The organism is Methanomicrobium sp. (assembly GCF_055145805.1).
Genome location: NZ_JBSREC010000059.1, coordinates 1 through 13,649 on the forward strand (window position 1 = coordinate 1; position 13,649 = coordinate 13,649).

12 protein-coding genes, 1 tRNA gene and 1 pseudogene are annotated in these 13,649 nt (G+C 42.3%); 11 read left to right on the forward strand and 3 right to left on the reverse strand.

Annotated features, from left to right (window positions below; all coding sequences use genetic code 11):
• Positions 1–237 (reverse strand): annotated as a pseudogene (locus ACTB1O_RS04930) (hydrogenase nickel incorporation protein HypB); the annotation flags it as partial.
• Between the two features lie 54 nt (positions 238–291).
• On the opposite strand from ACTB1O_RS04930, the gene ACTB1O_RS04935 reads away from it, so the two are divergent.
• The 5 genes from ACTB1O_RS04935 (at position 292) to ACTB1O_RS04955 (ending at position 2,709) form a co-directional block, all read left to right on the forward strand.
• Positions 292–576: a signal recognition particle subunit SRP19/SEC65 family protein gene (locus ACTB1O_RS04935; RefSeq protein ID WP_462994028.1), complete on the forward strand. Its 285-nt coding sequence runs from the start codon at positions 292–294 to the stop codon at positions 574–576.
• 11 nt (positions 577–587) lie between these two features.
• On the forward strand, positions 588–1,235 hold the full coding sequence (locus ACTB1O_RS04940) for a histidinol phosphate phosphatase domain-containing protein (RefSeq protein WP_462994029.1): 648 nt from the start codon (positions 588–590) through the stop codon (positions 1,233–1,235).
• Positions 1,236–1,336: 101 nt separating this feature from the next.
• Entirely contained in the window at positions 1,337–1,561 is a 225-nt protein-coding gene (locus tag ACTB1O_RS04945; RefSeq protein WP_462994030.1) for an H/ACA ribonucleoprotein complex subunit GAR1, read from the forward strand.
• A 14-nt stretch (positions 1,562–1,575) separates the two neighbouring features.
• Positions 1,576–2,586, forward strand: a complete 1,011-nt coding sequence (locus ACTB1O_RS04950) for a transcription initiation factor IIB (protein WP_462994031.1) — start codon at positions 1,576–1,578, stop codon at positions 2,584–2,586.
• Between the two features lie 51 nt (positions 2,587–2,637).
• Positions 2,638–2,709 (forward strand) — tRNA-Ala (locus tag ACTB1O_RS04955).
• Positions 2,710–2,945: 236 nt separating this feature from the next.
• Here ACTB1O_RS04955 and ACTB1O_RS04960 read toward each other — a convergent pair.
• The gene (locus ACTB1O_RS04960; RefSeq protein ID WP_462994032.1) at positions 2,946–5,771 is read right to left on the reverse strand and encodes a tubulin/FtsZ family protein; all 2,826 of its coding nucleotides are present in this window, start codon (positions 5,769–5,771) and stop codon (positions 2,946–2,948) included.
• 414 nt (positions 5,772–6,185) lie between these two features.
• Here ACTB1O_RS04960 and ACTB1O_RS04965 point away from each other — a divergent pair, with 414 nt between their 5' ends.
• From ACTB1O_RS04965 to ACTB1O_RS04975, 3 genes are read left to right on the forward strand one after another with little or no spacing between them, the layout of a single operon-like run.
• Complete coding sequence (locus tag ACTB1O_RS04965; RefSeq protein ID WP_462994033.1) at positions 6,186–7,187, forward strand: 5,10-methylenetetrahydromethanopterin reductase; 1,002 nt, start codon at positions 6,186–6,188, stop codon at positions 7,185–7,187.
• 31 nt (positions 7,188–7,218) lie between these two features.
• Positions 7,219–8,286 carry a galactose-1-phosphate uridylyltransferase gene (locus ACTB1O_RS04970; RefSeq protein ID WP_462994034.1) on the forward strand — a complete coding sequence of 356 codons (1,068 nt, stop codon included), beginning with the start codon at positions 7,219–7,221 and terminating at the stop codon, positions 8,284–8,286.
• A 3-nt stretch (positions 8,287–8,289) separates the two neighbouring features.
• Positions 8,290–9,708 carry an MFS transporter gene (locus tag ACTB1O_RS04975; RefSeq protein WP_462994035.1) on the forward strand — a complete coding sequence of 473 codons (1,419 nt, stop codon included), beginning with the start codon at positions 8,290–8,292 and terminating at the stop codon, positions 9,706–9,708.
• A 127-nt stretch (positions 9,709–9,835) separates the two neighbouring features.
• Here the strand turns inward: ACTB1O_RS04975 and ACTB1O_RS04980 are convergent, their stop codons facing one another.
• The gene (locus ACTB1O_RS04980; protein ID WP_462994036.1) at positions 9,836–10,678 is read right to left on the reverse strand and encodes a F420-dependent methylenetetrahydromethanopterin dehydrogenase; all 843 of its coding nucleotides are present in this window, start codon (positions 10,676–10,678) and stop codon (positions 9,836–9,838) included.
• A 141-nt stretch (positions 10,679–10,819) separates the two neighbouring features.
• Here ACTB1O_RS04980 and ACTB1O_RS04985 point away from each other — a divergent pair, with 141 nt between their 5' ends.
• The 3 genes from ACTB1O_RS04985 to rpl4p all read left to right on the forward strand — a co-directional run.
• Positions 10,820–11,224, forward strand: coding sequence for a Tfx family DNA-binding protein (locus ACTB1O_RS04985; protein WP_462994037.1), 405 nt, complete (start codon positions 10,820–10,822; stop codon positions 11,222–11,224).
• Between the two features lie 781 nt (positions 11,225–12,005).
• On the forward strand, positions 12,006–13,019 hold the full coding sequence (locus ACTB1O_RS04990; protein WP_462994038.1) for a 50S ribosomal protein L3: 1,014 nt from the start codon (positions 12,006–12,008) through the stop codon (positions 13,017–13,019).
• Between the two features lie 6 nt (positions 13,020–13,025).
• The coding region (gene rpl4p / locus ACTB1O_RS04995) for a 50S ribosomal protein L4 (RefSeq protein WP_462994039.1) at positions 13,026–13,649 on the forward strand (624 nt) is incomplete at its 3' end.

The following is a 13,649-nucleotide window of genomic DNA, read 5'->3' on the forward strand; positions in this document are numbered from 1 at the left end:
AATTCTCTGAAAATCATCGTCTCCCCAGACATCACCTGCAATTGCACCTGCATTAAGTCCTTTCTCTTTAAGAACAGGTACAATATTTTCAATTAAAGCAGTTTTTCCGGAACCTATTGCTCCCAAAAGATCAAATGCCCGAATCCCGTTGTCCTTTAGCAGGTGGTAATTTTTGTGTGCCAGTTTGTTGTTGGCATCATAAACATCCTTCTCTATGCTGACATCAATATGGTGCATAATTATAGTATGATCAGTATCTGTTATTAGGTTTACAGGACCATATTATTCAATATGGAAAAAGAGAAGGTTCTTTACCCCTGTTATTTCAATGAAACCCTGACAAGGGCAGAGGGAAGGCGCGTTAAAAAGAGCGATGCCGTAAAAAATCCTCCAACCAGAAACATTCTCGCTGCCGCAAAAAAACTGGGACTGAAAGCAACGGCAGAAAATAAAAACCACCCGGGACACTGGATTTCAAATGAAGGACGCATACTTGTTGAGTGGGATAAATCAAAAGAGACTCTCATCAAAAATATCGCTGAAAAATTAAAACAGGACACCAAAAATAAGAGATAGAGGTTTTTTAAATGTACGATCTTCATACCCACACAACAATGTCGGACGGAGAACTTCTCCCGACAGAACTTGTGCGCCGTGCGGCAGTTCTTGGATACGATACACTGGCAATAACCGACCATGCGGATGCCTCAAACATACACGAACTGATAAAGGCAGTAAATGCAATAAAAAAATCAGCAGATCTTTTTGGAGTCAGACTTTTCTCAGGTGTTGAAATAACACATGTCCCCCCGGAAGAAATAGATGAACTAGCAAAAATGGCAAAAAAATCAGGTGCGGATATTGTTGTTGTGCACGGCGAGACAATTATGGAACCTGTGGCTCCGGGCACAAACATGGCGGCCTGCACTTCGGATTATGTTGACATCCTGGCGCATCCCGGCCTCATCACAGAAGATGTGACAACCGTTGCAAAAAGAAACAGTGTTGCACTTGAAATCACATCCAGAGGCGGACATAACAGAACCAACGGCCATATTCTTAAGGCAGCATTGAAATCAGGATGTACCATTATAGTTAATTCCGACACTCACGGACCTTCCGATCTGCTTACCAAAAACGCGCGAAAACTGGTGGCAAAGGGCGCGGGGATGACAGCAGAGGAGGCAGATACTATTTTATCAGATAAAACACTGAAGACCATTATTGACATCTAACAAATATATAACGATTACCAATATTTTTATATACTCTTTTGACTTATATATATAGATTGCGAACTATCGTATAACTCTTGATTTTTCAGGAAGGTAATCTTTTGAAACTTACCGGTCAGATCCGTTCAGTTGTTGGAAAGCATTTAGTCGTGGTATATTGTGATGCAGCACAACTTCCCCCACTATATGCAGACATTGTTGACAGACAGCAGAGACCTGTCGGGAAACTTGTTGAAATCTTTGGTAATATAAAGTATCCGTGCGCGGCAGTATACTGCAGAGATACAAAAAACCGCACAACCGGTGAGATGCTATATACAAAATAATCAGGTGAACAAAAATGCAGGAAATAGAGAAACTAAAACAGCTTCAGACTCAGAGAGAAGCCCTAAAGAATCGTTCTTCAGAACAGATGGAAAAACTTCAGAAAAAACCTGAAGAGAAGAGCAAAACCATATGCCCGGAGTGCGGCAGCCGCCAGCTCATTCACGATTACGAACGTGCCGAACTCACCTGCCAGAACTGTGGTCTTGTTCTTGAGGAAGAGTTCATCGACAGAGGACCTGAATGGCGTGCCTTCGATCACGACCAGAGAATGAAGCGTTCACGTGTAGGTGCTCCGATGACCTTTACAATTCATGACAAAGGTCTCTCGACAATGATCGACTGGAGAAACAGAGATTCATACGGACGTGCAATCTCCTCCAAAAACCGTGCACAGCTTTACCGTCTGCGTAAATGGCAGAGAAGGATTCGTGTATCAAACGCAACCGAGAGAAACCTAGCATTCGCTCTCTCAGAACTTGACAGGATGGCATCCGCTCTTGGTCTTCCAAGAAACGTTCGTGAAACAGCAGCTGTTGTCTACCGTGATGCCGTTGATAAAAACCTCATCAGGGGAAGAAGTATTGAGGGAGTCGCTGCAGCAGCACTTTATGCAGCATGCCGTCAGTGCAATGTCCCAAGAACACTTGACGAGATTGCAGAGGTATCCCGTGTATCAAGAAAAGAGATTGGAAGAACATACAGGTTTATCTCAAGAGAGCTCGGGCTTAAACTCCTCCCTACATCACCAATTGACTATGTCCCGCGTTTCTGCTCAGGATTAAAACTCAAAGGTGAAGTTCAGTCAAGGGCTGTTGAAATCCTCAGACAGGCAGGAGAAAGAGAGCTCACAAGCGGCAGAGGGCCTACAGGCGTTGCGGCAGCAGCCATATACATCTCCTCAATTCTCGGCGGAGAACGCCGTACACAGCGCGAGGTTGCAGAAGTTGCCGGTGTAACTGAGGTTACAATCAGGAACAGATACAAAGAGCTTGCAGAAAAACTCGATATAGAGATTATTCTCTAAATTATCAAAAAACATTTTTCATATTTTTTTTAATTATTTACATATATTACAGGGCTTGTAGATCAGGGGTAGATCGCTACGTTCGCAACGTAGAGGCCGCGGGTTCAAATCCCGCCAGGTCCATTTTTAAAAATAGGTTTATCTCTTCACTAAATATCTATATTTGTAAAAAATATTGTTTGACAGTTTCATGCATTTGAAAAAATCTTCATGATACTGGAAATTTTGGAAATATGATACTTTTCGGCTGAGGCTGCCCGAAGGGTAGCGTCCAAGCCGGTATCATGATGCGCAAGCCCCGAGGACAGATTGAAGCATGCTAATATTTTAATATAACAAAATTGAATTAAAAAAATAGATCAGATCCAGAAAAGATCATCATCCTTATCTGATGAAAAACTGCTTTTACCTGTTTTTTTATTCTTTTTATCAACATTGCGCTGCCCGGATGCAATTGCTTCCTTCTCTCTTCGGGAAGTTACAGGATTCTTTCCGACTTTAATATTGCCGGACAAAGACTCAACGGGTTTTGCAGGACCGGACCCCACCCTGACACCCCCCGATAAAAGCTCCTTTGGTTTTACCCCTGTGTTTGATTTTATTCCACCGGACAACAACTCTCTGGGCTTTGCTGAACTTCCCGCAACTTTCACTCCACCCGACAAAAGCTCCTTTGGCTTCGTACCGGTGTCTGACTTTATTCCTCCCGATAAAAGTTCAACAGGTTTTCTGGCAGAATTTCCCATTGAAACCTTAGCCCCCATGGAATTATCCCTGGGCCGGATATTAGGACGCATCGATAACTTTCCGCCAGAGACAGCACCATCATTTGCCTTTATATTTGACTTAATTGAGACCCTGCTGCCTGAAAATGCATTATCATTTGGTCTCATAACAGAACCTCCGGATATCCTGCCCCCGGAGAATGCATTATCATTTGGCCTCATAACAGAGCCGCCGGATATAGTGCCGCCCGAAAATGCTCTGTCACTTGCCCTCTGAACCGGACTGCCAATACTGATCTTTTCACCAACGCGGGAATTATCACTTCTCTCTTTTGGAATCCCCGGCCCTTTAATCTCTTTGACTCCGAACATGGAGTCTTTTGGTGCTTTTCCAAGATCAACGGAAGTCATCCGGGTCATGTCAGCCAGATTCTTTGAGGATCTGCCGGGGAGGTTTATTCCGTTATTATCCACAACCTTCTCTTTTTTCCCGGCAATTACTATCTTATCGTCAGTGATGTTCTCCTTTTTCTTAACAGGCAACAATTCTGATTCTTCACTCTTATATTCCTCATACTCCTGCCTTTTTACAAATTCGGGAGATGTCAGAGGAATATTATTTTCATTTGTTTCTTCATCATCAGGAATATAGGAATATGCAGCATCAGAAAATTTTGCACTTTTTACAAAGCCGTATTCCGACATTGAAACATCCTGTTCTTCATAATCCCCTGAGTCATCATCGTCCAGGAGTTCAACAAAAGAGAGAGATTTTCCTCCGTAACTCTCCTTTTCAGTAGAATCATCCTCAAAACCCAGTAACGAAAAGGCAGGGTTTTCACTCTGATCCGCATAATTTTCCTCTTCAAGGAAATCGACAATATTAAGATTTCCTGCAGATTCAGCAGGTTTATTTTGATGATAATTATGTTCCTGATTATAACTGCTGCCGGAGTGCACATCCTGTCTGTTATGTACAAAGCTGTTATCTTCTATTATGGGAGGGACATTCGAATTGTCAAAAGATCTTTTTGGAGGTGTTTTAGAATACCCGCCTATAAGTCCCCATGCCTCATCCTCTATCGCCTGTTCATCATAAACAGGTGCAGGGGCTTTTGGTTCGGCGTAACCAGAATAATTAGTGTTTTGCTGAGATATTTCCCTGTGATTATCCACTGCAATCTCATAAGGTGAAGATAAACCGGAGACCGACGGATCCTCCGCATTTCTGTTGGTCAAACCAATTCTTCCGGACAGCAAAAGTGCCTCTTCCTCCTCAAGAATCCGCGACTGCTCCTCATTATTTTCCCTTTCTTTTTCCTCCAAAAGATATTCCTCCCTTAAACTTCTGATCTCCTCAAGACGCGGAATATTGTGAATTCCGGAGAGCATGATAATAATTCCGACATATCGCGTATTTCTTACTGGATAATCCCCTGAACGCATCTCAAGACCTGAAATGCTGGAATCTATCCATTTTCTTACGGTCTGAAAACCTTTCATCGAAAGTTCTTTGGAAGGTCCTGCAATCAGAACAAGTGCCTTATCTGCACTTGTAAGATCACAGGGGATGGAAATATCCTCATAAACCGCCTGTTTTGCAAGCGCCACAATTCTTGTTGCACGTTTATGCGAACCCTCGGTAAAGTATGTATCAGAGCGCCATTTATCGAAGGATTCAAGCAGATTGACAGGAAGAGTCTCAATTGCATAACCAATTGCAGTCATGCCGTTTCCCTTAAGCGTGTTTAATATCTCACCCGCATCCAAAACAATCTCTGCAGTCTCAAAACCGGATTCATTAAACTCCCCCGCCCTTAATAAAAGACTCATCTGGCGCGATATTCTCTCATTTAGCATATTATATACATCACGCGGATTATCAGGGAGTGATCTGCCGTATGGAGAGGGTTTAACAACTGCAATTCCATGTTCATCCAGAGTGGTCTCAAAAGAGGCCTTAATCTTTCTGTACCAGGTCTCATTGTCAAAGAGAATGACCGCATCAGCAGATGCTTCAATAATATCAAGATCATCTGCAGCTTTTTTGGCAATTGCCCGCCCTTCCCGAAGATATGGGAGAGTGCATACCGCAAATACCGGTTCAAAATAGGCTTTCCTGATCTCCTCAATAAGTTCAGGGACGATGTCACTCATATTGCCGCCAAGACCTACAAAAACCATTATCGCATCCAGATCGACATTGTCCATCCTTTTTACCTTTGACATAATCTCGCTTACATCAACAGTGGAATTTACGTCAAAATTGAAATCTGGATCGAGCGCGGGGAAAAATATCTTTGAATTTTCAGGAAGATTGCGAAGCCGGGAGAGTAAATTTCCATCTACATCCACTACAACTGAAGAGATGCAGCTAACGCTGCTGCGCCTGTCCTGATAGTAAATCTGATCTACTATCCGGGAACCTGCTCCACCAACACCAATAGCAAGTATCCTCATTTTTTATAAACCCGGGTACTTTTCCTGTTCAAGCAATATTACTCAGATTTCCCCTATTTTATTGTAATATTGAAGTACAAATCCTGCAATTTCCATATACTTTCCGGTAACTGTAAAGGCTAAAATACATAATTTGCATCAGGTACAATTTTACTGTGTTATAATTTGTTCGTATATACTAATAATTCTCTTCATCAAAACAGGCTTAAAAGCAGATATATAAAAATCTAAAACAGGGTATATTCGGCAGGATTTCAAACTAACAGGCATTACAAAGTTTTTTCTTGAAAAGAACAGCAAAAAACAGGAATATTATTAAACTACAGAATCTAAGTGAGTTTTCTGTATAAAAGCAAACTAAATGATAATGTATTTAAATCTCCCCGCAATAATAGTCTAATTGAGGTAATTACCTTGAGTTATGGAATAGAATTTGTACCAGGAAACATATCTGTTAAACAGGTAGTTAATTATTGTAAACTTGCAGAGCAGAAAGATATCGACTTTGCGTGGATTACAAACCACTACAACAACCGCCACTGCTACCCAACACTTGCTGCAATTGCACAGGCAACCGACAGCATCAAGATGGGTCCAGGTATCATGAACACATTCACTGATACACCGGCAGCAATTGCATCATTCATGTGCACACTCAATGAAATCTCAGAAGGACGTGCAGTTCTCGGTATCGGACCGGGCGACCTTTCAACACTTCCAAAGCTTGCAATCGATGCAGCAAAGCCTGTTGCACGCTTAAAAGAAGGTGTTCAGCAGATCACAGCTCTTTGCGCAGGCGAAGAGCTCAAGAAGACAGGAAACATGGAATTCTTTGACTATGACGGTGCCAAACTTACAGGTGTTCAGCTTCCTCCAAAGAAGAAGCAGATCCCAACATACATCGGCGCACAGGGTCCAAAGATGCTCGCACTTGCAGGAGAAATCGGAGAGGGAGCACTTATCAACGCATCAAACTCCAAAGATTTCGACATTGCAATTCCAATCATAAAGGCAGCATGTGATGCAGTTGACGAGAAAAAATTCAAGAAATTTGATGTCGGCGCATACACTGCAATGTCAATCGACCAGAGTGAGAAGAAGGCACGCAATGCAGCAAAGATTGTTGCAGCATTTATTGCAGCAGGTTCACCACCCGCACTTCTCGAACGCCACGGCCTTGACCTCAGCAATGTAGCAAAGATCAAAGACGCACTTTCACGCTTTGACTTTGGAGCAGTCGGCGGTCTTGTCGGCGACGGCGAGATTGACGCATTTACAATTGCAGGTACACCTGAAATGGTCAAAGAGAAATGTGAAAACCTTACAGCATCAGGTGTCACACAGATTATCTTTGGTTCACCTCTCGGACCTGACATGACCAACTCTATCCGTCTTCTCGGAAAGTACGTCATTTAAGGCGTAACGGTCAGAATACCCCAATTTTTTTTTGAAACTTTATTCCGGCTTTGTCCGGCCTGTTCTTTTAAAATCAGTTGAATTTACGATTATTTTTATAGGAATAATAATATCATCTGATATCAGAATAAAAAACACAGATGAATTTTTGCAGAAAATAAGGGCGGGAATTATGTTTTCAGAAGAAATAATCAATTCACAAAATTTCAATCTTCACCTAAGATGTGAGACACTTACAGGATTTAAGTGCCGGATAAGCCCGACGAGACTTAAAAGAAACATAGACTCACTTTCAATCCCAAAATTGTCCGGAGAAATCTGTCATTTCTGCCCGGAGAAAATATTCACAGATACGCCGGTCTTTGAGAACAATAAACGAATTATATCAGGAGAGAGCATTACCTTCCCAAATCTCTATCCCTTTGCAAAAGTCCATGTTGTAACCGTTATTACAAAAGAACACACACCCCAAAAATATACTGAGAAACAGATATCGGATGCATTAAAAGGTCAGTACACAGCCCTTAAAGATACAACAGGATTTCCTTCAATAAACTGGAATAATCTGCCCTCCGCAGGTGCAAGCATGATTCACCCTCATTTGCAGGGCATATGTGATGACGAACCAACATATGCAACAGGAATTTACATAAAAAAAAGCAAACAGTATCTGACAGACTGCAATGAAAATTACTGGCAAAAATTAAGAGAGAATGAGAAAAAATCCGACAGATATCTTTTTGGAGATGAGATAATCTGGTCTGCAGGTCCTGTTCCATTCGGAGAAAAAGAGATCAGGGGTTATCTGCCGATATCATGCATATCTGAATTCAGCGAATTCATTGAAGATTTTTCCTCAGGTCTGGTTAAAATAATTAATTATTATAAAGAGATCGGACACTATGCCTTTAACATGACACTGAGGTTTGACGAAAATAATTCGGACGGTTCTTTTCTTGCATTTGCATCAGTAATTGCAAGAATAAATCCAACTCCCCAGTCAACGTCAGACACGGCATTTATGGAAAGACTCCATCTTGAACCGGTTGTGCTCACACTCCCCGAAGATGTCGGAAAAACATACAGGGAAAATAAGTAAAAAATGAGAAACAGAACCTCAATGAAAGGACACTGGCCTGTATTATTCCTCCTGTCCCTTGCAACTGCCATAGAACTCCTTGACGGAACAGCAGTAAATATCTCGCTTCCGACAATTGCAAACGAGTTTCAGGTGGATATCGGAACGGTATCGCTGATACCACTCATATATTTTCTGGTAATAAGCTGCCTGCTTCTGCCTTTTGCAAAGACAATAGAAAAATACGGGACACGGGACATAATAGCCACAGGATTCCTCATATTTACAGCAAGTTCCTACCTTTGTGCAGTTTCCCCAAATATCTGGTCCATAATATTCTTCAGAGGTCTGCAGGGGTTAGGTGGCGCCATGATGGCAGCAGGAGTCCCTGCACAGGTGGCAATCGGTTTTCCTGCAGAAGTCAGAGGAAAAGTGCTTGGAATAATCATGGGTGCCGGAGGTATCGCTCTTGCAGCAGGTCCTGCAATAGGAGGATATATCACCCATTTTCTCTCATGGCACTGGATATTTTACATCAATATCCCAATCGGAATCTTCGGTTTTATACTTACAATGTATGCAATTGAGGATTTCAAAAACCCTGATTCACTGAAAAACTTTGACTATGCAGGAGTAATTACACTGTCTGTCACAATGACGGCATTTCTCTTCGCACTTGCAAACGGCAGCAGACTTGGATGGAGTTCCCCTCCAATAATTCTGCTTTTGATATCATTTACAGTATTTTTCCCCCTTTTTTTGATCTGTGAAAGCAGACATCCCGATCCAATAATTGATATTGGAATATTCAGGGCAGGTGGTTTTTTGGGGGCGGTTGTATTTCTTGTAATCTTTGAGATCCTTTTAGGCGGCATTGAATTTGTCCTGCCATTCTATCTCGAGAACGTTCTCCTGCTGACACCTGATATTTCAGGCCTCTACCTTCTGATACCGCCTCTGATTATGATAATAGCCGGACCTGCAGGAGGTCTGATATCAGACTATGAGGGAAACAGAATAGTCTGTTCAATAGCGGCATTTCTGGCCGCAATCTCATTTACAGTCCTCTTCTTCTCACTTGGAGCTGCAAGTCAGATGTACCTTGTAATCGGACTGATTGTCTTTGGAATTGCAATAGGGACGGTTGCAGGCTCAGGGGCAAACAGAATAATAGAACAGAGTCCTGATGACAGAAAGGTAACAGGCTCGGCAGTGAGCAATCTTGTATTTTATGTGGGAATGAGTATGGGAACCGCGATATACACCCTCATCGTCCAGGAGAGCATGTCATCCGCAATCACAGGCATAACAGATATCACAACAGACATAATATCTCCCCTGATTCTGACTGCGGCAATGTCACACATCTACATATTCTCATTTATAATTGCACTTCTGGCGCTGATCATATCAGTTTTGGTTAGAGACAGGGATTTTGGCTAGTTTAAATTTCAGACATAGTGAAAATCAACAATAAACCCTTTTTTGATCTATTAACACACAGGAAATATACTACCCGTAATTTAGGAATAATCAGATTAAAAATTAAAAAAAAAGTTATTTATTTGTTTTACCAGGGCTTTGAGATAAGCTCTTTCTTCTCAACGCGTGTACCGTCGCCCTTGTGTGGCCTTCTGATAACACTGTCGCCTGCTTTCTCAAGTTCGCGTGCCTCTTCACAGAGGAGCATTGCCTGGCGCATCATCTCATGTGCAGATGAAACAATTGGTGTGTAGTTCTCATGACCCTTTGTCATGAAGCAGCCCTTAACATTCTGGCCTGCAACTGCTGATGCAATCTCGTATGCTGCACGTCCTTTTGCAAGTGCGTATGGGTTTGTAAACTCATTTGCAACTGCTTTGTCAGATGTCATAACAATCTTTGGAAGTACAAGGTCTGCGCCCTTCTTTCCTGCCTTTACCTGATCAATTACTTCATCAAGTGCAATCTGAAGTTTTGAGAATGCGCCTGTAAGTGCGAGAACCTTTACAAGGTTTCCGTTGAAATCTGACATCTCCTTCGGGTCAAGGAATTCACGGCGTGCACCAATCATGGAGTCTGCCTTCATGATAATATATCCGAATGCGGATTCCTTGAGTGCTGCAAAGTCGTCCTTCTTTGATGTGATATCATCTGTGATTACAACAACAGGGATTCCTGCTGCTGCAAGTGCCTCACGTGCACCCTTTGGTCCGGGGAGAACACCGTTTGGTGAAACAACAATGCAAAAGTCAGGTGCCCATGCCTTCATGTTGTCAACAACACGTGCAATATCATTTTCCTGAAGTTTTGTTCCGCTTGTTGCCATGAATGTTTCCATGTCTTCACGGTCTGCACGCTCGTCTAAGAGCAGTTCTGCCATAACACCGCTAGCAATGTTACCAAGTTTTGCAATTCCTACTTTAACTACCATATTCTATACCTCTCATTTATGAGAACACTTTAAATTCATCAGATCTGCTAATAAAGATTTTGAAAATAATCTATTTGGATCAGGTGAATCTTACAGGTTAATCAGAAGTGTTTAAGTTTGGTGAAACATATAACTCTATTAATGAAAGAAAGTCTCCTCACCGAACGTCAGAAAGAAATTCTTCGATACAGAAAACAGGGATACACACAGCAACAGATTGCTGACATAATAGAGACCTCAAAGGCAAACGTCTGCACGATTGAAAAAGCGGCGATGGAGAATATTAAAAAAGCAAAAGAGACACTTGAATTTTTGTACACCCTTGACGCAACGCCCCTCTGTACAGTAAAAGCAGGTTCGGATTTCATAGAAGCTGCAAAGGATATTTTTAAAGAGGCTGAAAAACTTGGGATTAAAGTCCGCTATGACACCATATCTCTGATAAATCGTATGCGCGACTCCAATCCTGAAAGGTTTCGGGCAAGATACATCAGAGAGGATATTGTTGTCTACATAAATGAAGACGGTGACATATACTTCAATTAAACCGGCGTAATTACAGATTATAACATATATTTCATAATTCTACAGAATGTATCTTATTTTTGTGATTGAATCCAAAAGACAGACTTTCCAAATAAAAAAACACAAAAAAACCATTTTTATCACTACATTTATATTAGTATAAAGAAAACATTTAGGAAACCGTTATAAGGATTCTACAAATCCTGAGGGAATAGATGAGCGTCTCACGTCTCTGAAACGACCATAAACAGGATTAACACCTTATGATGAGGTTGCCCGGGACGACTGCGATTAGATTTCGTTAAGTCTCGGTGATTACCGAGAGAAGTAGGTTGTCAGATTTTCTTTATGAAAATATGGCAGCGGGATGACGACGTAGGATCTGATGTATGCGCCAAACACAGGGTGGACGAAATAATGTTTTTCGGCCCTTTTTCTGGCATTTAGAATGAAGTTCGCTTTATTCATAAATTGCAGAATAGCGCAGATAAAGGTCAGAATCTGTTAGAGAGACGTGGCACAGGAATTATTAATTCCGCCAAAGATGCGAGGCTTTGAGAGTATTCGTATGAATATATCCTGCCGGACATAACACGGATATCCAGGTTCATTTAGACCAGACGAGACTGTCTGTTTAACCCAAAATTTCCGGATAAACAAAAACCCGCATGAGATTTTAGCATTTAAGGGATTATTCCTGATAAAATGTTTTTAATCAGACTGCAGACTGATGTTTTTTTCGGATTCTCGGAAAAGTCAGAATCGATGCAAAATAACAGCAAGATTTAGGATTGATTGAAAAATGGCCAACATATCCAGACCACGCAGAGGATCACTTGCATACAGTCCCCGTACACGTGCAAAAAGTCAGGTTCCAAAATATAAATCCTGGCCTGAGTACGAAGGGGAGCCAAAACTGCAGGGATTTGCCGGATACAAAGCGGGTATGACACACATTGTTATGGTAGATGATCATAAAACAAGCCCAAGCGAGGGTAAAGACATCACAGTACCGGTTACAATTGTAGAGATACCCCCGATGAAGGTTGTTGCAGTGCGTGCATACAGTGCGGATACATACGGAAAGCATGCTTTTTCAGAAGTATGGGCAGAAAGTGTCGACGAAGCACTTGGAGGACGTATTGCAGTTCCGAAGAAGAACAGCACCGAAGAGAGCACCCAGAAGATTAAGGATGCAATTGCAGAAGGAAAGGTTACAGATATCTTTGCATTGATGTACACCCAGCCTGCTATGATTTCCGGAGTTCCAAAGAAAGTCTCAGACTTAATGGAAGTCCGTGTTGCAGGCGGCGACATGGAAGCACGCTTAAACTTTGCAACAGGACTCTTCGGAAATGATGTTGAATTTGATGCAATAGCAAACACCGGCGAATATATTGACGTAACTGCTGTTACCACAGGAAAGGGAACACAGGGTCCTGTCAAACGCTGGGGCATTCAGAAGCAGAAGAGTAAACACTCACGTCAGGGTAAACTGCGCCACATAGGTAACCTTGGTCCATGGACACCTCACCACGTAAGATGGCAGGTCCCGCAGATGGGTCAGATGGGATACCAGCAGAGAACAGAATTCAACAAACGTGTTCTTAAAATAGGCGACTCTCCTGAAGAGATCAACCCTGAAGGCGGATTTGTAAACTACGGTCTTGTAAAAAACAGATATATAGCTATTAAAGGATCAGTCCCCGGACCGATCAAGCGTCTGATAAGACTAAGACCTGCAATCCGCAACAGAGAACACGTTGATCGCGTACCGTCAATCAGCTATGTCAGCACAATGAGCAAACAGGGATGATCTGAGATGAAAGCACAGATTAAATCAGTTGACGGAAAAGCTGCAGGTGAGATCGAGCTTCCGGCAATATTTGATGAACAATACCGTCCGGACCTGATTAAGAATGCAGTACTGGCGCTCCAGAGCACCCGTTACCAGCCACACGGCACAAACCCATTAGCAGGTATCAGAACATCTGCTGTATCATGGGGTAGCGGTCGTGGTGTAGCACATGTACCAAGACTTAAGAATGGTTCACGTACAGCACGTATACCACAGGCAAAAGGCGGACGTGCAGCTCACCCGCCAAAGAAGGAAAAGAATCTTATCCGCAAGATAAACAAGCAGGAAAATAAAAAAGCAATCAGGTCGGCAATTGCCGCAACCATGAACGCAGAGCTTGTTTTCGCACGCGGACACAAATTTGAAGGCGAAGTACCGTTTGTCTTTGAAGACTCTTTTGAATCACTTGAACAGACAAAGGATATCGTAGAAGCACTCACAAACATCGGTCTTTACGATGATGTTGTTCGTGCAAGAGATTCCAGGAAAATTCGTGCAGGACGCGGAAAACTCCGTGGACGCCGCTATAAACAGCGCAAGAGTTTACTAATCGTAACAGGTGAAAAACCAATGCGTGCAGCACAAAAC

Bases quoted from the DNA above. Each gene is read 5' to 3' on its own strand.
- ACTB1O_RS04980 (WP_462994036.1), bottom strand. From the start codon at position 10,678: ATGGTAGTTAAAGTAGGAATTGCAAAACTTGGTAACATTGCTAGCGGT.
- ACTB1O_RS04985 (WP_462994037.1), top strand. From the start codon at position 10,820: ATGAAAGAAAGTCTCCTCACCGAACGTCAGAAAGAAATTCTTCGATAC.
- ACTB1O_RS04940 (WP_462994029.1), top strand. From the start codon at position 588: ATGTACGATCTTCATACCCACACAACAATGTCGGACGGAGAACTTCTC.
- ACTB1O_RS04950 (WP_462994031.1), top strand. From the start codon at position 1,576: ATGCAGGAAATAGAGAAACTAAAACAGCTTCAGACTCAGAGAGAAGCC.
- ACTB1O_RS04975 (WP_462994035.1), top strand. From the start codon at position 8,290: ATGAGAAACAGAACCTCAATGAAAGGACACTGGCCTGTATTATTCCTC.
- ACTB1O_RS04935 (WP_462994028.1), top strand. From the start codon at position 292: ATGGAAAAAGAGAAGGTTCTTTACCCCTGTTATTTCAATGAAACCCTG.
- ACTB1O_RS04960 (WP_462994032.1), bottom strand. From the start codon at position 5,771: ATGAGGATACTTGCTATTGGTGTTGGTGGAGCAGGTTCCCGGATAGTA.
- ACTB1O_RS04990 (WP_462994038.1), top strand. From the start codon at position 12,006: ATGGCCAACATATCCAGACCACGCAGAGGATCACTTGCATACAGTCCC.